This window comes from Branchiibius cervicis (genome assembly GCF_042661605.1).
Classification (GTDB): Bacteria; Actinomycetota; Actinomycetes; order Actinomycetales; family Dermatophilaceae; genus Branchiibius; species Branchiibius cervicis.
In genome coordinates, this window is record NZ_JBHSWJ010000002.1 from 568222 (window position 1) to 585459 (window position 17238).

Consider the following 17238-nt stretch of genomic DNA (forward strand, 5'->3'; position numbering starts at 1 on the left):
AGGACTGAAGGACTGACATGGCAATCCGCAAGTACAAGCCGACGACCCCCGGTCGCCGTGGCTCGTCGGTGGCCGACTTCGCCGAGATCACCCGGACGACCCCGGAGAAGTCGCTGGTCAAGCCGCTGACGAAGACCGGTGGCCGTAACGCCTCGGGTCGCATCACCACCCGGCACATCGGTGGCGGTCACAAGCGCGCCTACCGCGTGATCGATTTCCGCCGTAACGACAAGGACGGCGTGCCGGCCAAGGTCGCTCACATCGAGTACGACCCGAACCGCACCGCCCGCATCGCGTTGCTGCACTACGCCGACGGCGAGAAGCGCTACATCATCGCGCCGAACAAGCTGCGCCAGGGCGACTCGATCGAGAACGGCCCGGGTGCCGACATCAAGCCCGGCAACAACCTGCCGCTGCGCAACATCCCGACCGGTACCGTCATCCACTGCATCGAGCTTCGACCCGGTGGCGGCGCCAAGATCGCGCGCAGCGCGGGCAGTCGCGTGCAGCTGGTGGCCAAGGACGGCCCGTACGCGCAGCTGCGTATGCCCTCCGGTGAAATCCGCAACGTCGACGTGCGCTGCCGCGCCACGGTCGGCGAGGTGGGCAACGCCGAGCAGAGCAACATCAACTGGGGCAAGGCCGGCCGCATGCGCTGGAAGGGCAAGCGCCCGACCGTGCGCGGTGTCGCGATGAACCCGGTGGACCACCCGCACGGTGGTGGTGAGGGCAAGACCTCCGGTGGTCGCCACCCGGTCAGCCCCTGGGGACAGGCCGAGGGCCGTACCCGTCGTCAGAACAAGTCGAGCGACAAGCTCATCGTTCGTCGCCGTCGTACTGGAAAGAAGCGCTAAGCCATGCCCCGTAGTTTGAAGAAGGGCCCGTTCGTCGACGACCACCTGGCCAAAAAGGTGGCGGCGCAGAACGAAGCGGGCACCAAGACCGTGATCAAGACCTGGTCCCGCCGGTCGATGATCACCCCGGACATGCTCGGCCACACGCTGGCCGTGCACGACGGCCGCAAGCACGTCCCGGTCTTCGTGACCGAGTCGATGGTCGGCCACAAGCTGGGTGAGTTCGCCCCCACTCGGACCTTCAAGGGTCACGAGAAGGACGACAAGAAGGGCCGCCGCCGCTGACGCGGCGGGGGTTACGGAGCACCCATATGAGTACTAAGACTGACGAGAGCAAAGGGACAGCGATGCAAGCCAAGGCGCAGGCACGCTACGTGCGCGTGACGCCGACCAAGGCGCGGCGTGTGGTGGACCTCATCCGCGGCAAGCAGGCCATGGAGGCCATCAACGTGCTGACCTTCGCGCCGCAGACCGCGAGCGAACCGGTGCTGAAGGTTCTGCGCAGCGCGATCGCCAACGCCCGGTTCGAGGCCGACAAGAACTCGACCGCGTTCGACGAGCGTGACCTGGTGGTGTCCGAGGCGTACGTCGATGAAGGTCCCACCATGAAGCGGTTCCGCCCGCGTGCCCAGGGTCGGGCCAGCCAGATCCTGAAGCGCACGAGCCACATCACCGTGTTTGTCACCCAGCCCGAGCGCAAGGATGGAGGCCGCTGATGGGGCAGAAGGTCAACCCGAACGGTTTCCGTCTCGGTATCACCACCGAGCACAAGAGTCGCTGGTTCGCCGACAGCAGCAAGGTCGGCCAGCGTTACCGCGACTACGTCAAGGAAGACGTCGCGATCCGCAACCTGATGGCCAAGGGCATGGAGCGTGCCGGTATCTCCCGCGTGGAGATCGAGCGCACCCGTGACCGCGTCCGCGTCGACATCCACACCGCCCGCCCGGGCATCGTGATCGGTCGTCGTGGCGCCGAGGCGGACCGCCTGCGCAGCGAGCTGGAGAAGCTCACCGCCAAGCAGGTTCAGCTGAACATCCTCGAGGTCAAGAACCCCGAGGCCGACGCCCAGCTGGTCGCCCAGGGCATCGCCGAGCAGTTGTCTGCCCGCGTGAACTTCCGTCGTGCGATGCGCAAGGGTATGCAGTCCGCGCAGCGCGCCGGTGCCAAGGGCATCCGGGTGATGGTGTCCGGTCGTCTGAACGGCGCCGAGATGAGCCGCACCGAGTTCTACCGCGAGGGTCGCGTTCCGCTGCACACCCTGCGCGCCAACATCGACTACGGCTTCTACGAGGCCCGTACGACGTTCGGCCGCATCGGTGTGAAGGTCTGGATCTACAACGGTGACCTGACCGCCAAGGAACTGGCTCGTGAGCAGGCGGCCGCGCCGTCGCGTCCCGCCCGTGGTCGTCGTGACGACCGCCGCGATGACCGACGCGACTCGCGTCGTCCGCGCCGCGAGGAGTCCGGCTCCGAGCAGCAGACCATCGAGCCCGGCGTGGTCGAGAACGACCAGCAGCCGGCGCAAGAAGCCGTCGCGCAGGTCGCGACCGTTGAATCCGTCGAAGGAGGCGAGGGCTGATGCTGATCCCGCGTCGTGTGAAGCACCGCAAGCAGCACCACCCCGGCCGCAGCGGCGCCGCCAAGGGCGGCACCACCGTGGCGTTCGGTGACTACGGCATCCAGGCTCTGGAGCCGGCATACGTCACCAACCGGCAGATCGAGTCCGCTCGTATTGCCATGACCCGCTACATGAAGCGTGGCGGAAAGGTGTGGATCAACATCTACCCGGACCGTCCGCTGACCAAGAAGCCGGCCGAAACCCGCATGGGTTCCGGTAAGGGTTCCCCGGAATGGTGGGTCGCCAACGTGAAGCCGGGTCGCGTGATGTTCGAGATTGCCGGTGTTCCGGAGGATGTGGCCCGCGAGGCGATGCGCCTGGCGATCCACAAGCTGCCGATGAAGTGCCGGTTTGTGTCCCGTGAAGGTGGTGACTACTGATGGCAGTGGGTAGCAAGGACCTGGCTCCGGCCAAGTTGCGCGAACTCGACGACGAGTCGTTGAAGTCGGAGTTGGCCAAGGCGAAGGTCGAGCTGTTCAACCTGCGCTTCCAGTCGGCCACCGGCCAGCTGGAGAACAACTCCCGGCTGCGCGCGGTCAAGAAAGACATCGCCCGGCTCTACACCGAGATGCGTGAGCGTGAGCTCGGCATCGGACGTGCCGCCGACACGAGCAAGCAGGAGGGCTGAGATGGCCGACACGAAGACCGCTGAAACCACTCAGCGCAACTACCGCAAGACCCGCCAGGGCTACGTGGTCAGCGACAAGATGAACAAGACCGTCGTGGTCGAGGTCGAGGACCGCAAGAAGCACGCCCTCTACGGCAAGGTCATGAAGCACACCAGCCGGCTGAAGGCGCACGACGAGAACAACGAGTGCGGTGTCGGCGACCTGGTGCAGATCATGGAGACCCGCCCGCTGTCGGCGCAGAAGCGCTGGCGCGTGGTCGAGATCCTCGAGCGCGCCAAGTAACCAGCGCCTGACCCTCAGGTACGGCGGTCGGTGACCGGCCGTCGTACCCACCAAGACCCATATCCGTTCCGCAAGGCTCACGGAGACGTGAGAACCAGTGAGACGACAGGAGAAGAACTGTGATCCAGCAGGAGTCGCGACTGCGAGTCGCCGACAATACCGGTGCCAAGGAGATCTTGTGCATCCGGGTGCTCGGTGGTTCCGGACGTCGCTACGCCGGCATCGGTGACACCATCGTGGCGACCGTCAAGGACGCCATCCCGGGTGGCAACGTCAAGAAGGGCGATGTCGTCAAGGCGGTCATCGTCCGGACCAAGAAGGAGCGTCGTCGTCCCGACGGCAGCTACATCAAATTCGATGAGAACGCGGCCGTGATCCTCAAGGGTGACGGTGACCCGCGTGGTACGCGCATCTTCGGCCCGGTGGGCCGCGAACTGCGTGACAAGAAATTCATGAAGATCATTTCGCTGGCCCCGGAGGTGCTGTGAACCATGGCAACTCGTAAGCCCAAGATGAAGATCAAGAAGAACGACCTCGTCCAGGTCATCAGCGGCCGGTCCCAGGCCAACGGTGGCGACAAGGGCAAGCAGGGCAAGGTCATCGCCGTGTACCCCGAGACCCAGCGGGTGCTGGTCGAGGGCATCAACCGGGTGACCAAGCACGTGCGGGCCGGCCAGCCGGGCAGCAGCTCCGGTGGCATTGAGGTCGTCGAGGCGCCGATCCACGTGTCCAACGTGGCCATCGTCGACCCCGAGACGAACAAGCCGACCCGGATCAAGACGCGGGTCGAGAGCGTGGAGCGCGACGGTCGTACCAAGACGGTGCGCACCCGGGTGTCGGTTCGCTCCGGTAAGGACCTGTGATGACGACCGTAGAGACCACCGAAGCGACGACCGCCAAGGTCACCCCGCGCCTGAAGACGCGGTACGCCGAGGAGATCCGTCCTGCGCTGCAGAGCCAGTTCGACATCCCGAACGTGATGCTCGTGCCCACCGTGACCAAGGTCGTGGTGAACATGGGTGTCGGCGACGCGGCCAAGGACTCCAAGCTCATCGAGGGCGCGATCCGCGACCTGAGCGCGATCACCGGCCAGGCGCCGACCGTGACCAGGGCCCGCAAGTCCATTGCGCAGTTCAAGCTGCGTGAAGGAATGCCGATCGGTGCGCACGTCACGTTGCGCGGCGACCGCATGTGGGAGTTCCTTGACCGGCTGATCGCCATCGCGCTGCCCCGTATCCGCGACTTCCGCGGCCTGTCGGGTAAGCAGTTCGACGGCAACGGCAACTACACCTTCGGTCTGACCGAGCAGTCGATGTTCCACGAGATCGACCCGGACAAGATCGACCGAGTCCGCGGTATGGACATCACGGTCGTCACGACCGCCACCACCGACGACCAGGGCCGCGCATTGCTCAAGCAGCTCGGCTTCCCGTTCAAGGAGAACTGATCAATGGCTAAGACCGCACTGATCAACAAGGCCAACAAGAAGCCGAAGTTCGCCGTGCGCGCCTACACCCGCTGCCAGCGGTGTGGCCGGCCGCACTCGGTGTACCGCAAGTTCGGCCTGTGCCGTATCTGCCTGCGCGACATGGCGCACCGGGGCGAGCTGCCCGGCGTGACCAAGTCCAGCTGGTAGACCACCAACCTTCTTCATTCCGAAACAACTACACCGTAGGTCGGTCCCGCCGCAGCGGGAACTGAAACCCCGGTGAGGGAGGGCAAGAGCCCATGACCATGACCGATCCGATTGCGGACATGCTGACGCGCGTCCGCAACGCCAATTCGGCCCACCACGACTCGACGTCGATGCCGTACTCCAAGTTGAAGTCGCACATCGCCGAGATCCTGCAGGCCGAGGGTTACATCGCCGGCTTCCGCGTCGAGGACGCGGCCGTCGGCAAGACGCTGATCATCGACCTGAAGTACGGCCCCAACCGCGAGCGTTCCATCGCGGGTGTGCGCCGGATCTCCAAGCCGGGTCTGCGCGTCTACGCCAAGTCCACCAACCTGCCCCGAGTCCTCGGCGGCCTGGGGGTGGCGATTCTGTCCACGTCGTCCGGTTTGTTGACCGACAAGCAGGCGGCCTCCAAGGGTGTTGGCGGGGAAGTCCTCGCCTACATCTGGTAATCGGGAAAAGGAGAGTACTGCGATGTCACGTATTGGACGTCTCCCGGTTTCCGTGCCCAGCGGCGTGGATGTCACCATCGACGGTCAGTCCGTCGCCGTGAAGGGCCCCAAGGGTCAGTTGAGCTTCGTCGTCCCCGAGCCGATCTCGGTCGCCAAGGGTGATGACGGCGCGCTGCAGGTCAGCCGCCCCAACGACGGCCGCGATGCGCGGTCCCGCCACGGCCTGACCCGCACGCTGATCAACAACATGGTCGTCGGTGTGACCGAGGGCTACACCAAGAAGCTGGAGATCCACGGCACCGGTTACCGCGTGACCGCCAAGGGCAAGGACCTCGAGTTCGCCCTGGGTTACAGCCACCCGATCCTGGTGAAGGCGCCGGAAGGCATCACCTTCGCCGTCGAGAACCCCACCCGTTTCTCGGTCTCCGGGATCGACAAGCAGCAGGTCGGCGAGGTCGCTGCAAATATCCGCAAGCTGCGCAAGCCGGACCCGTACAAGGCCAAGGGCGTGCGCTACGAAGGCGAGCACATCCGCCGCAAGGTCGGAAAGGCTGGTAAGTAAGCCATGGCAAACGCCAGGATCGTCAAGCGTTCGAGCACCCGCTCGGCCGCCCGTAACCGCCGCCACTTCCGGCTGCGCAAGCACCTCACCGGTACGCCCGAGCGTCCCCGTCTGGTGGTCACCCGCAGCTCGCGGCACGTCTTCGTGCAGGTTGTCGACGACACCGTCGGCCAGACCGTCGCGTCCGCGTCGACCATGGAAGCGGACCTGCGCGGCTTCGACGGTGACAAGACCGCCAAGGCCAAGCGCGTCGGCGAACTCGTCGCCGCTCGTGCGAAGGAAGCCGGCATCGACGCCGTCGTCTTCGACCGGGGCGGTAACCGCTACACCGGCCGCGTCGCCGCGATCGCCGACGGCGCCCGCGAAGGCGGGTTGACCCTGTGATGAGCAACGTTTCGATCGAGATGAGGAAGAACTGATGGCTGGACCGCAGCGTCGCGCCGCTGGTACCGCCCAGGGGACGACCGACTCCAACACCGAGAACACCGGCGACCGCCGCGACAACCGTCGCGGAGGCCGTGACGACCGCCGCGACAACCGTCGCGGCGGGGGCGATGACCGTAACCAGTACCTGGAGCGCGTCGTCACCATCAACCGCGTCGCCAAGGTCGTGCAGGGTGGCCGACGCTTCAGCTTCACCGCGCTGGTCGTGGTGGGCGACGGCAACGGCACCGTGGGCGTCGGCTACGGCAAGGCCAAGGAAGTTCCGGCCGCGATCGCCAAGGGCGTCGAAGAGGCCAAGAAGAACTTCTTCCGCGTCCCGGTGATCGCCGGCTCCATCCCGCACCCGGTGCAGGGTGAGGCCGCCGCCGGCGTGGTCATGCTGCGCCCTGCCTCCGCCGGTACCGGTGTCATCGCCGGTGGCCCGGTGCGCGCCGTCCTGGAGTGCGCGGGGGTCCACGACGTGCTGTCCAAGTCCCTGGGCAGCAGCAACCCGATCAACATCGTGCACGCGACCGTCGCCGCGCTGAAGGGCCTCGAGCGGCCCGAGGCCGTCGCCGCCCGCCGTGGCCTGCCGCTGGATGCGGTGGCCCCGGTGCGTTTGCAGCGTGCCCTGGCAGACGAAGCGGCCGCCAAGGCCGACGCTGCCAAGACCGCGAAGGTAGGTTCCTGATGGCTTCCCTGAAGGTGACCCAGACCCGTTCCGACATCGGCGCCAAGGCCAACCACCGCGAGACGCTGCGCTCGCTTGGTCTCAAGCGCGTCGGTCACACGGTGGTGAAAGAGGACCGTCCGGAGTTCCGCGGCATGGTCCAGACGGTTCGCCACCTGGTGACCGTTGAGGAGATTGACTGACATGACTGACGAGACGCAGAACGAGGGCCACGCCCTCAAGGTGCACCACCTGCGGCCCGCCCCGGGCGCCAAGACCGCCAAGACCCGCGTGGGTCGCGGTGAGGGCTCCAAGGGTAAGACCGCCGGCCGTGGCACCAAGGGCAGCAAGGCCCGCTACCAGGTGTCGGCCGCCTTCGAGGGTGGTCAGACCCCGATCCACATGCGGCTGCCGAAGCTGCGCGGCTTCAAGAACCCGTTCAAGGTGACCTACCAGGTCGTGAACCTCGACAAGATCTCCGCTCTCTTCCCCGAGGGCGGCCAGGTCGACGCGGAGTCGCTGGTGGCCAAGGGCGCGGTCCGCAAGGGCCAGCCGATCAAGGTTCTCGGCACCGGTGAGCTGACCGTCAAGGTCGACGTCACCGCTGCGAAGTTCTCGGCAACCGCCAAGGACAAGATCGAAGCTGCGGGCGGCACGATCACCCTCGCGTGATCGTTCAGCCAAGCGACGACGTACTTGCTCATCGCACACGCCTCGGCGCAGGTCCCGGTTCGTCCGGGACGTGCGCCGAGGTGTTGCTGTCTGGCCTGAAGTAATCTCAGGCGAGAACTTACGTAGGAGGACCCGTGCTAGGCGCTTTCGGCCGCGCGTTCAGAACCCCCGAGCTGCGGAACAAGATCTTGTTCACGCTCGGGGTCATGGCCATCTTCCGGCTGGGGTCGCACATTCCCACGCCAGGTATCGACTTCAGCCTCGTCCAGCAGTGCCAGCGAGCCGCCAGTGGCAGCCAGAGCCTGCTCGGCCTGGCGAACCTGTTCTCCGGCGGTGCCCTCCTACAGCTGTCGATCTTCGCGCTGGGGATCATGCCCTACATCACCGCCAGCATCATCGTGCAGCTGCTCACCGTGGTCATTCCCCGGTTCGAGACCCTGCGCAAGGAAGGGCAGGCGGGCCAGCAGAAGCTGACGCAGTACACGCGGTACATCACGATCGGCCTGGCCTTGTTGCAGTCTGCGACGCTGGTCACGGCCGCCAAGGCCGATCCGTCCCGGTTGCTGGGCGGTACCTCGCTGACCTGCCCGACCGTGATGAGCGACGACAGCCCGTTCACCCTGGTGCTGATGGTCCTGGTGCTGACTGCGGGAACCGGCCTGATCATGTGGATGGGTGAGCAGGTCACCGAGCGCGGCGTCGGCAACGGTATGTCGTTGCTGATCCTGACGGCGATTGCCTCCAGCGTGCCGGCCTCGGTGTGGGCCACGCGTCAGCAGGGCTGGGGTCAGTTCGTCCTGATCATCCTGCTCGGGATCGCGATCACCGCGGCGGTGGTGTACGTCGAGAACTCCCAGCGCCGGATCCCGGTGCAGTACGCCAAGCGCACGATCGGGCGTAAGCAGTACGGCGGCACCTCGACGTACATCCCACTCAAGGTGAACATGGCGCAGGTGATCCCGATCATCTTCGCGACGTCGTTGTTGTCGCTGCCGGTTCTGATCGCGCAGTTCGTCCGGCCGGCCAACGGGGCCACCAGCGGCTGGGCCGAATGGGTCCTGAACAACCTCGCCCGCAGCGACCACCCGATCTACATGATCGCCTACACGGTGCTGATCATCTTCTTCACGTTCTTTTACGTGTCGATCACGTACCAGCCGAACGAGGTGGCCGATAACCTCAAGCAGTCAGGATCGTTCATCCCCGGGGTGCGCGCCGGCAAGGCGACAGCGGACTACATCAGCTACGTGTTGAACCGCATCACCGTCGTCGGTGCGCTGTGGTTGGCGTTCATCGCGCTGATCCCGGTGGTCGCCCTCGCCAAGTTCAACGCGGGCGGCAACTTCCCGTTCGGCGGTGCGTCGATCCTGATCCTGGTGAGTGTCGGTATCGACACCTACAAGCAGATCGAGTCCAAGGTGCAGCAGCACCGTTACGAAGGGTTCTTGCGCTGATGCGATTGATCATCCTCGGTCCTCCCGGAGCGGGCAAAGGTACCCAGGCCGAGCGGCTGGCCGCCCACCGCGGCATCCCGCACATCTCGACCGGTGACATCTTCCGTTCCAACATCAAGAACGAGACACCGCTGGGTCTGCAGGTCAAGGACATCCTGGCCTCCGGCGGTTACGTGACCGATGAGATCACCAACCAGATCGTGGCGGACCGGCTCGCCGAACCCGACGCGGCGCAGGGTTTCCTGTTGGACGGCTATCCCCGCACCCTGGCCCAGGTGGACGCCCTGGATGCCTACCTCGCAGGGCAGGGCGTGAGCCTGGACGCCGTCATCGAATTGACCGTGGACACCGCCGAGATCGTGCAGCGGATCCTCAAGCGCGCCGAGACCAGCGGTCGTGCCGACGACACCGAGGAAGTCATCCGCGAACGCCAGGACATCTACCAGCGCGAGACCGCTCCGCTGGCCCAGCGGTACGCCGAGCGCGGACTGCTGCGTCAGGTCGACGGCCTGGGCAGTATCGACGAGGTCGAGACGCGGATCAACGCCGTGCTGGACACCGTCGGCGACGAGCAGCCGGCCTGAGTTCCCCCTGTGTTCGGACGGGAGCAACTGCCTACCAAGTCCACCGACGAGCTCCTCGCGATGCGCCGGGCCGGTCTGGTGGTGGCGCAGCTTCTGGCCGCCGTCGCGGATGCCGTCCGGGACGGCATCACCACCGGTGAACTGGACGACGTCGCGGCCGAGGTGATCGCCCGCAACGGCGCGCGGTCGAACTTCCTGGGCTACCACGGGTTTCCCGGCGTCATCTGCACCTCCGTCAACCAGCAGGTCGTCCACGGCATCCCAGGGGAGCAGGTGTTGCACACCGGAGACGTGCTGTCGGTCGACGGGGGTGCCATCGTCGATGGCTGGCACGGCGACAGTGCGATCAGTCTGGTGGTCGGCGGCCCCGACCACGGGCAGCCGCAGGACCTGGCGCTGATCGAGGCGACGCGCGAGTCGATGTGGGCCGGTATCGGCGGCTTCCGCGAGGGCCGCGGCGTCTACGAACTCGGCGGCGACATCGAGGACAGTGTGCACGCCGCCGCGACCGGTTATCGCGAGGCCGGACTCGATCTGGACTTCGAGATCGTGGACGGGTACACCGGCCACGGCATCGGGCGCGAAATGCACATGGAACCAACGGTTTTCAACGAACGGGTCAGCGCCAAGGGCCCCCGGGTCCGTACGGGAGCAACTGTGGCCATCGAGCCCATGGTCACGCTCGGGACCTTCGAGACCGAGGAACTGGACGACGGGTGGACCGTGGTGACGCTGGACGGTTCACGGGCCGCGCATTGGGAACACACCGTGGCCTGCACCCCGGGTGGGCTGTGGGTGCTCACGGCACAGGACGGGGGAGCCGCCGAGCTGGCCGCTCACGGCCTGCCGTTCGCTCCGTTGGCGGACTAGCGCGTCCGGTTGTGCCAGGCGACCGTGGCGTTGCCCGGGGCGGGCGGTGCCACGACGGCCGCATGTCCGGCGGCCTCGCCGGCTGGGGCGATACCGGAGTCGGACCGGCCACCCGCCCGATGGGCGAGTTGCTCGAAGGCGTTCGTGGTGGCCGGGTCGGGGGCGCTCGAGGGGTGATTGGTGGCAGCGCCCACCGCGGTCAGTACGGCGATCGCGATCAGCGACACCAGCAGCGGCCTGCTCTGACTGCTCATCGGTAAACCTCGTTGTTGCCTCGAGCGACCGGTGCCGGCGACTCGTTGGTGCACACCGATGAAGGAGTCGGGTCGTGGCGCATTCGGACATCCTTGGCACAGTGCTTCCTATGGATGCTCATACATGTAGCTGAACGCGAGGTGAAGCCACACCGTAGAGAGTGGAATTGTTTGCCTTCGTTGGTCAGATCGTGGACAGCGTAAAGGCTTATGGAACACATAACTTAGTGTTGGGTTGCCATTTCGTCGTGACGCATCACGGAGTTAGGATGGCCTTAGTTCTGATCGTTTCTGTTGCTGATGGAGCACACCATTGAGTAGGCATCTGCGCGTCGCCGTGGTCGGCGCCGGTCCCGCCGGGATCTACGCCGCGGACATCCTGACCAAGTCGGATCGGGATGTGAGCGTCGATATCCTCGAGGCCGACCCGACACCGTTCGGGCTCATCCGGTACGGCGTCGCCCCGGACCACCCGCGGATCAAGGAAATCGTCAAAGCCCTGCACCGGGTGATGAACCAGCCCCAGATCCGGTTCTTCGGCAACGTGTCCTACGGCAACGACCTCAAACTCGAGGACTTGCGCCAGTTCTACGACGCGGTCATCTTCGCTACGGGCGCACGCCGGGACCGCGACCTGGACATCGCGGGCATCGACCTGGCCGGCTCGTACGGTGCGGCGGACTTCGTAGCCTGGTACGACGGGCACCCCGAAGCGCCGCGCACGTGGGATTTCCAGCCGCACGCCGAGCAGGTCGCGGTCATCGGGGTCGGCAACGTCGGTCTCGACGTCGCGCGGATCCTGGCCAAGACCGCCGACGAGTTGTTGGTCACCGAGATCCCGGACAACGTCTACGAGGGCCTGAAATCCAACGCCGCCAAGGACATCCACGTCTTTGCGCGTCGTGGGCCGGCTCAGGTCAAGTTCACCCCTATGGAGTTGCGCGAGCTGTCCCACAGTCCCAACATCGACGTCATCGTCCACCCGGAAGGTTTCGAGTTCGACGAGGGCTCGATGGACGCGCTGCGCAACTCCAAGAGCCAGAAGCTGACCGTCGACGTCCTGCAGAACTACCTCGCCAAGGACGAGACCGGTGCGGCGCATCGCATCCACATCCACTTCTGCAACAACCCCGTCGAGGTGCTCGGACAGGACGGCCAGGTCGTCGGATTGCGTACCGAGATCACCGAACTCGACGGCACCGGCAACGTCCGGGGGACCGGGGAGTTCAAGGAGTGGCCGGTTCAGGCCGTATACCGGGCGATCGGGTACTACTCCGACAGTCTCACCGGCCTGCCCTTCGATGCGGCCCGCGGCATCGTGCCCAACGACGGTGGCCGGGTCCTGGAGATCGACGGTTCGCCGTTGCCGGGCGCCTACGTCACCGGGTGGATCAAGCGCGGACCGGTCGGGCTGATCGGCCACACCAAATCGGATGCGGCCCAGACTATTTCCCTGCTGTTGGATGATGCTGACCAGCTGGCGGCTCCGGAATCCCCGCGCCCCGAGGCCGTCGAGCGCTACCTTGCAGAGCGCGGCATCGAGTTCACCACCTGGGAAGGCTGGCAGCGCCTCGATGAGCACGAGCGATCCCTCGGCGAAACCCACCAGCACACCCGTGAGCGGGTGAAGGTCGTCCCCCGCGAGGACATGGTCCGGATCGCCCGGATCAGCGCCTGAGCCCGCACTCGGAGTACGCCGATCCCCGCTGGATCGGCACGTCCCTGATGTCGCCGTACACGATGCAGATGACACGCTAGGTGTCGTGACTGTCGTCGAAGTACCCACGAGTTCGTGGTCAGGGACCATGGAGCGAGTCAGCCGCGGGTTCTACTGCGGTGCGTCGGTGCTGTTCCTCGCGGTCATGTGGGGCAGTTCGGCGAACTTACTGCTGGATTCGACAGCCGCGGCGATGGCCGGGGTCCTGACGACGCTGGCCCTCATCGCCCTCGCAGGCGGGGTATGGCGCTGGGGCTTTCGCAGCGACGTGGCCATCGTCGTGAGCGTCGTGGCAGCGGTCATCGCTCTGGTTTGCGGGCTGGGCCGGGTGGGTTTCCGCGAGGACGGTGCCGGGTGGTGGGTCACCGTGGTGCTTGCGCTGCCGTTGCTCTACATCCTGCTGGGCTTGCCCGACTGGCGCGGCGGCGTCCTCGCCTCCGCGGTCGTCGTGTTGGCGGTCGTGGCGCGGTGGGTCGTCGATCCGCACCGGCCGGCGCTGGCGATCGTCGAGGTGCTCGGTGCTTGCGCGGCGGCCGTCGCCACCGCCCAGGCCGCCGCACTGTTGCGCCGGGTCGGCCAGGTGAACGATGCCCGGGAGCGCCGGCAGGTGGGCCAGTTGGCCGCGGAGGCCAGGTCGCTGGGCAAGGAGGCACACACCCGATGGGTCGACCGTTTCCTGCACGACGAAGTGGCGCATGCGCTGCGCGCTGTGACGTTGAGCGAGCGTCTCGACCGCGCCGAAGTGCGCTCCATCGCCGCGGAAGCCAGCGATCGGCTGACCGACCTGAGCACGATCGACCCGCCGACGGTCGACCTCGGGGGCGTGCTGGCCGAGGTCGCTTCCGAGAGCGGTCTGTCGGTCGATCTCGACCTCGCGTCGGTGGTCGTCGCCCCGGACGTCGTCGAGGTGGTTGCCGCCGCGGTGCGTGAGGCGCTGCGCAACGTCCGGCGACACGCGGGGGTCCAGGAGGCGCGCGTCGTACTGCGCTACGAGCGCGACACGGTCGCGGTCGAGGTGATCGACCGCGGGCGGGGTTTCAAACCGGCTCACGTGCCGCGCGACCGGTACGGCGTGCGGGACGGGATCGTCGCGCGGATGGGCGAGATAGCCGGTACGGCGAGCATCACCTCCGGCGCGAACGGCACCCGCGTGCGGCTGCAGTGGGACCGCGACCCCAGTGACGATCCGGACTGGGTCGATCAGATCCGGGCCCGACGTGTCGCGGTGCTGATCAGCGGGCCCTTCGTCGTGGCCTGCATGCTGCAGTGCGCCCTGCGCGCCGGCGAACTGAAGCACCCCTGGGCCGCCGTTCTGGGCACCATGCTGGTGGTGCTGGCGTGGTGCTACGGAGCGTGGACCTATCGGCGGCGGGACATCGGCTGGCGGATGCACCTGGCCATGGTCGTGATCGCGTGCACAGCGATCGCCTTGAACGCCTATGCCCTGCCGGCGGGCGCGGCCGACCCGACGTTGTTCTGGTTGGCCTCCTCGGCGATGCCGTTGGTGGCGTTCTCCGTCGTCGGGCGCTCGCTGGTGGAATGTGCGGTTGCGGTGCTGGTCATCGCGATACTTCCGATCACCCTGCTGGTCGCCAGCGGCGCGGGTCTCAACCAGATCCTCGGCCTGGCGGGTGCGTTGTTCGCGCCGTTTGCTCTGGCGCCGCTTATCGTCGGCGGCGCCTGGTGGACCAAACGCGGGGTGGGTCGAGCGCTGCAGGACAATGAGATCCGGCAGCACAGCGTGGTGCGCCAGGTCGAGGCGGATCTGCGGGAGCAGGCGCTGCGCGACAGGGTCGGGGGCTTGCGTGCCCGGATCCAGCCCTTCCTCGCCGACATCGCCAACGACCGCGAGGATCCTCGCGCGGCCGCGGTGCGACTCCGGGCCGCCGTGCTCGAAGCGTGGGTGCGCGACAGCCTCGGCGGGCCGACGACGCGGTGGCCGGCCGAGCTGCGGGCCGCGGTGCACCGCCTGCGGGAGATGGGCGGGCATGTCACCTTGAGCCAGGTCGCACCCATGCCGGACGCGCACATCGACGCGGTGGCGCGGGTCCTGGAAAGCCTGGTCTGCTCGGTGCCCGCCCGGATCGGCGTGTCCAGCACCGACGGCCCGGACGGTCTGCGGACCACGGTCACCGTGCGACCCGCGGACCGGGATTCGGTTGACCGGCTCAGTGCACTCGGGGTGGGATCCCTGCGAACGGATGGGTCGACGTACCTTGTGGTGCAGTTCGATTCGGCTCAGGTGTCCGGAGTTCACCGGACTGTCCCGGGGCCGCCGGGCTCGGCGATGATGACAGAGTGAGCGAGCACTTGACGGATCAGGCGCCCGGATCGATCCGGATCGGAGTGGTCGATGATCATCCGATCGTGCTACGCGGGGTGATCAGCGGACTGGCCCAGATCGCGCCGGACATCGAGGTCGACTTCCTGGTTTCCAGCGTCAAGGACCTGGACTGGGACCGCAACGCCCGACCCGATCTGGTGCTGCTGGACGTCGATCTCGACGACGGCAGCGACCCCGAGGCCAATGTCGCCATGGTCGTCGGGCGTGGTCTGCGGGTGCTGCTCTTCACCGCCAGCACCCGGCCGGCCCAACTTCGGGCGTTGGTGAGTGCGGGCGCGTCCGGGCTCGCGCTGAAGTCCGATCCGGAGGAGGACCTGGTCGACGCGATCCGGTCGGTTGCGGCGGGGAATTCGCGGTGTCCAGTCACTTCGCGGAAGCGCTGTTGACCGAAGAGGGTTTGATGGCTTCACTCGCGCCGCGCGAAGTGGAGGTGCTGCGGCAGCTGGCGGCCGGCGTACCCAAGAAGGCGATCGGAAAGTCCTTGCCGCAACCTGTTTCGGCGCGCACCGTGGAGACCTACGTGCAGCGGATCGCCGCACGGTACGCCGAGCTGGGGCGACCGGTGAGCAACCTGTACGCCTCGCTACGGGAGGCGACCAAGGACGGGTACGTCGACCTGTAGGCCCGCTCAGACCTGCGCGGGAAGGGTTCGCCAGCCGCGCAGGATGCGGGTGGGCCGGCGCTTGGCGCCGGGCAGCAAGGTGACGTCCGGGTAGCGGTCGAAGAACGCCTTCAGACCGACCTCGCCCTCCATCCGGGCCAGGGCCGCACCGAGGCAGTGATGGCGGCCCGCGGAGAACGACAGGTGCTCGCGCGCGTTGGCGCGGGTCACATCGAAGCGGCTCGGGTCGTGGAAGACCTTGGGGTCGCGGTTCGCTCCGGCCAGCAGCACCACGACCTGGGTGCCCGCGGAAATGTGTTGACCCTCAAGGGTTGTCGGCTCCGGTGCGAACCGGGCCGTCAGCAGCACCGGGGGATCGATGCGCAGGATCTCCTCGACGGCGTTGGACCACAGGGCCGGGTCCTGCCGGAGTTCGGCAAGCTCATCGGGGTGGTCGTGCAGCAGCTTGATGCCGTTGCCGAGGAGGTTGACCGTGGTCTCGAACCCGGCCGCCAGCACCAGGCCCGCGGTTGCCTTGAGCTCGGCCATGTCCAGCGCGCCGTGCTCGTCCTGGACCTGCACCAGTTGGCTGAGCAGGTCATCGCCGGGTTTGCCGCGCAACGTCTCGATGTGGGTTTCCAGCCAGGCGTCGAAACGGCGCAGGCCGGCGTCGACATCGCGGTACTCCGGCCAGGACAGCCCGAAGTCCAGGCTGGCGGCGATATCCGAGCCCATCGCGAGTACCTCCCGGCGCTCGGATGTCGGGATCCCGAGGATCTGGGAGATCAGGGTGACCGGTAGCAGGCTGCAGTACTGCTCGACCAGGTCGGTGCGGCCGTCGAGCTCGTCGAGCAACTCGGCGGCGACGGTCTCGGCGCGGTCGCGCAGCTTCTCGACCGCGCGCATCGTGAAGACCCGGGTCACCAGCTTGCGGTAGCGGGTGTGGTCCGGTGGCTCGGTGACCAGGAGCGATGGCTCGACCAGCGGGTGCATCGTGGCCGGCCGCAGGCGGGCGCTGGCGGTAGCCAGGAAGCCCAGTCGATCCAGCGGGTTGCCGGTGCGGAACGCCTTGGAGGTCAGCACCTCGTCCACCACCGCGTGGTCGGCGCTGATGAAGGTGACCCGGCCCTTGACCAGTGGGCCCTGGGCGCGGACCTGCTCGATGACCTCCCACACGTCGTCGTCGCCGCCTGCCTCCATCAAGCGGGCCTGCGGGTCGCCGTCGCGGCCGGCGAACTTGACCACCGCCATGGGTAAGCCCTGCGAGAGCCCCCAGTGCAGCATCGACTGCGCCTTATGACGTACGCCGACACCCTGGTTGATGGGGCGATGCAGGCTGGGCAGGTGGGTCAGGCTCATGGTCGTGCTGCTCCCGGTGGTTTTACGACAGCTGTAGTGACCCAGGTTACATTCCGATGGCTACGCAGTGGTAGGTGGTCGGGCGACCGTCACGCCGACTTCTTCGCCCGGGATTCGCGCGGTGTATCGACACATGCGCGCCCTATAGCCCGCGCGTATGTCGACAACCCGCGCACATCGGGGGTGTCTCCCTCGCCGCCAAATCGTCGTGGCGCTCG

26 protein-coding genes are annotated in these 17238 nt (G+C 66.9%); 24 read left to right on the forward strand and 2 right to left on the reverse strand.

Features of this window, described 5'->3' with window-relative positions; translation table 11 throughout:
• The first annotated feature begins 17 nt into the window (after positions 1-17).
• The 20 genes from rplB (at position 18) to map (ending at position 10745) form a co-directional block, all read left to right on the forward strand.
• The gene (gene rplB, locus ACFQBT_RS03205) at positions 18-854 is read left to right on the forward strand and encodes a 50S ribosomal protein L2 (RefSeq protein WP_377820346.1); all 837 of its coding nucleotides are present in this window, start codon (positions 18-20) and stop codon (positions 852-854) included.
• Positions 855-857: 3 nt separating this feature from the next.
• Positions 858-1139, forward strand: a complete 282-nt coding sequence (gene rpsS / locus ACFQBT_RS03210) for a 30S ribosomal protein S19 (RefSeq protein ID WP_109683745.1) — start codon at positions 858-860, stop codon at positions 1137-1139.
• Positions 1140-1201: 62 nt separating this feature from the next.
• Positions 1202-1570 carry a 50S ribosomal protein L22 gene (gene rplV, locus ACFQBT_RS03215; RefSeq protein WP_377825330.1) on the forward strand — a complete coding sequence of 123 codons (369 nt, stop codon included), beginning with the start codon at positions 1202-1204 and terminating at the stop codon, positions 1568-1570.
• A complete protein-coding gene (gene rpsC, locus ACFQBT_RS03220; protein WP_377820347.1) occupies positions 1570-2433 on the forward strand; it encodes a 30S ribosomal protein S3 in 864 nt (287 codons plus the stop codon). The genes rplV and rpsC overlap by 1 nt, the downstream gene beginning before the upstream one ends.
• Positions 2433-2852 (forward strand): 50S ribosomal protein L16, encoded by a 420-nt coding sequence (gene rplP, locus ACFQBT_RS03225; protein ID WP_377820348.1) that lies wholly within the window; start codon positions 2433-2435, stop codon positions 2850-2852. Before rpsC ends, rplP begins: the two co-directional genes overlap by 1 nt.
• A complete protein-coding gene (gene rpmC, locus ACFQBT_RS03230) occupies positions 2852-3100 on the forward strand; it encodes a 50S ribosomal protein L29 (protein ID WP_377820349.1) in 249 nt (82 codons plus the stop codon). Before rplP ends, rpmC begins: the two co-directional genes overlap by 1 nt.
• Position 3101: 1 nt before the next feature.
• Positions 3102-3383 carry a 30S ribosomal protein S17 gene (gene rpsQ, locus ACFQBT_RS03235; RefSeq protein WP_377820350.1) on the forward strand — a complete coding sequence of 94 codons (282 nt, stop codon included), beginning with the start codon at positions 3102-3104 and terminating at the stop codon, positions 3381-3383.
• A 119-nt stretch (positions 3384-3502) separates the two neighbouring features.
• Entirely contained in the window at positions 3503-3871 is a 369-nt protein-coding gene (gene rplN, locus ACFQBT_RS03240; RefSeq protein WP_109683751.1) for a 50S ribosomal protein L14, read from the forward strand.
• 3 nt (positions 3872-3874) lie between these two features.
• Positions 3875-4246 (forward strand): 50S ribosomal protein L24, encoded by a 372-nt coding sequence (gene rplX / locus ACFQBT_RS03245; protein WP_109683752.1) that lies wholly within the window; start codon positions 3875-3877, stop codon positions 4244-4246.
• Entirely contained in the window at positions 4246-4830 is a 585-nt protein-coding gene (rplE, locus tag ACFQBT_RS03250; protein WP_377820351.1) for a 50S ribosomal protein L5, read from the forward strand. The genes rplX and rplE overlap by 1 nt, the downstream gene beginning before the upstream one ends.
• 3 nt (positions 4831-4833) lie before the next feature.
• Positions 4834-5019, forward strand: a complete 186-nt coding sequence (locus ACFQBT_RS03255; protein ID WP_377820352.1) for a type Z 30S ribosomal protein S14 — start codon at positions 4834-4836, stop codon at positions 5017-5019.
• Positions 5020-5111: 92 nt separating this feature from the next.
• Positions 5112-5510, forward strand: coding sequence for a 30S ribosomal protein S8 (rpsH, locus tag ACFQBT_RS03260; protein WP_291520748.1), 399 nt, complete (start codon positions 5112-5114; stop codon positions 5508-5510).
• A 22-nt stretch (positions 5511-5532) separates the two neighbouring features.
• Positions 5533-6072: a 50S ribosomal protein L6 gene (rplF, locus tag ACFQBT_RS03265; protein ID WP_377820353.1), complete on the forward strand. Its 540-nt coding sequence runs from the start codon at positions 5533-5535 to the stop codon at positions 6070-6072.
• Positions 6073-6075: 3 nt separating this feature from the next.
• Positions 6076-6456, forward strand: coding sequence for a 50S ribosomal protein L18 (gene rplR / locus ACFQBT_RS03270; protein ID WP_377820354.1), 381 nt, complete (start codon positions 6076-6078; stop codon positions 6454-6456).
• Between the two features lie 34 nt (positions 6457-6490).
• Entirely contained in the window at positions 6491-7186 is a 696-nt protein-coding gene (gene rpsE / locus ACFQBT_RS03275) for a 30S ribosomal protein S5 (RefSeq protein ID WP_377820355.1), read from the forward strand.
• Positions 7186-7368 (forward strand): 50S ribosomal protein L30, encoded by a 183-nt coding sequence (gene rpmD, locus ACFQBT_RS03280; RefSeq protein WP_377820356.1) that lies wholly within the window; start codon positions 7186-7188, stop codon positions 7366-7368. Before rpsE ends, rpmD begins: the two co-directional genes overlap by 1 nt.
• A gap of 1 nt (position 7369) precedes the next feature.
• Positions 7370-7837: a 50S ribosomal protein L15 gene (gene rplO / locus ACFQBT_RS03285; RefSeq protein ID WP_377820357.1), complete on the forward strand. Its 468-nt coding sequence runs from the start codon at positions 7370-7372 to the stop codon at positions 7835-7837.
• Positions 7838-7971: 134 nt separating this feature from the next.
• Complete coding sequence (gene secY, locus ACFQBT_RS03290) at positions 7972-9291, forward strand: preprotein translocase subunit SecY (RefSeq protein ID WP_377820358.1); 1320 nt, start codon at positions 7972-7974, stop codon at positions 9289-9291.
• A complete protein-coding gene (locus tag ACFQBT_RS03295; RefSeq protein ID WP_377820359.1) occupies positions 9291-9875 on the forward strand; it encodes an adenylate kinase in 585 nt (194 codons plus the stop codon). The genes secY and ACFQBT_RS03295 overlap by 1 nt, the downstream gene beginning before the upstream one ends.
• 9 nt (positions 9876-9884) lie before the next feature.
• Entirely contained in the window at positions 9885-10745 is an 861-nt protein-coding gene (map, locus tag ACFQBT_RS03300) for a type I methionyl aminopeptidase (protein ID WP_377820360.1), read from the forward strand.
• On the opposite strand, the gene ACFQBT_RS03305 is transcribed toward map, so the two are convergent.
• Positions 10742-10999, reverse strand: coding sequence for a hypothetical protein (locus tag ACFQBT_RS03305; protein ID WP_377820361.1), 258 nt, complete (start codon positions 10997-10999; stop codon positions 10742-10744). The two genes, map and ACFQBT_RS03305, sit on opposite strands and share 4 nt — an antisense overlap.
• Before the next feature lie 313 nt (positions 11000-11312).
• Here ACFQBT_RS03305 and ACFQBT_RS03310 point away from each other — a divergent pair, with 313 nt between their 5' ends.
• The 4 genes from ACFQBT_RS03310 to ACFQBT_RS03325 all read left to right on the forward strand — a co-directional run bounded on the left by ACFQBT_RS03310 (position 11313) and on the right by ACFQBT_RS03325 (position 15682).
• Complete coding sequence (locus tag ACFQBT_RS03310) at positions 11313-12677, forward strand: FAD-dependent oxidoreductase (protein WP_377820362.1); 1365 nt, start codon at positions 11313-11315, stop codon at positions 12675-12677.
• A gap of 85 nt (positions 12678-12762) precedes the next feature.
• Positions 12763-15018 (forward strand): sensor histidine kinase, encoded by a 2256-nt coding sequence (locus ACFQBT_RS03315; protein WP_377820364.1) that lies wholly within the window; start codon positions 12763-12765, stop codon positions 15016-15018.
• A complete protein-coding gene (locus ACFQBT_RS03320) occupies positions 15015-15446 on the forward strand; it encodes a response regulator (protein ID WP_377820365.1) in 432 nt (143 codons plus the stop codon). Before ACFQBT_RS03315 ends, ACFQBT_RS03320 begins: the two co-directional genes overlap by 4 nt.
• Before the next feature lie 14 nt (positions 15447-15460).
• Positions 15461-15682, forward strand: coding sequence for a LuxR C-terminal-related transcriptional regulator (locus ACFQBT_RS03325; RefSeq protein ID WP_109688295.1), 222 nt, complete (start codon positions 15461-15463; stop codon positions 15680-15682).
• A gap of 6 nt (positions 15683-15688) precedes the next feature.
• Here ACFQBT_RS03325 and ACFQBT_RS03330 read toward each other — a convergent pair whose 3' ends face one another.
• Positions 15689-17020 (reverse strand): cytochrome P450, encoded by a 1332-nt coding sequence (locus ACFQBT_RS03330; RefSeq protein WP_377820366.1) that lies wholly within the window; start codon positions 17018-17020, stop codon positions 15689-15691.
• Positions 17021-17238 lie beyond the last annotated feature (218 nt).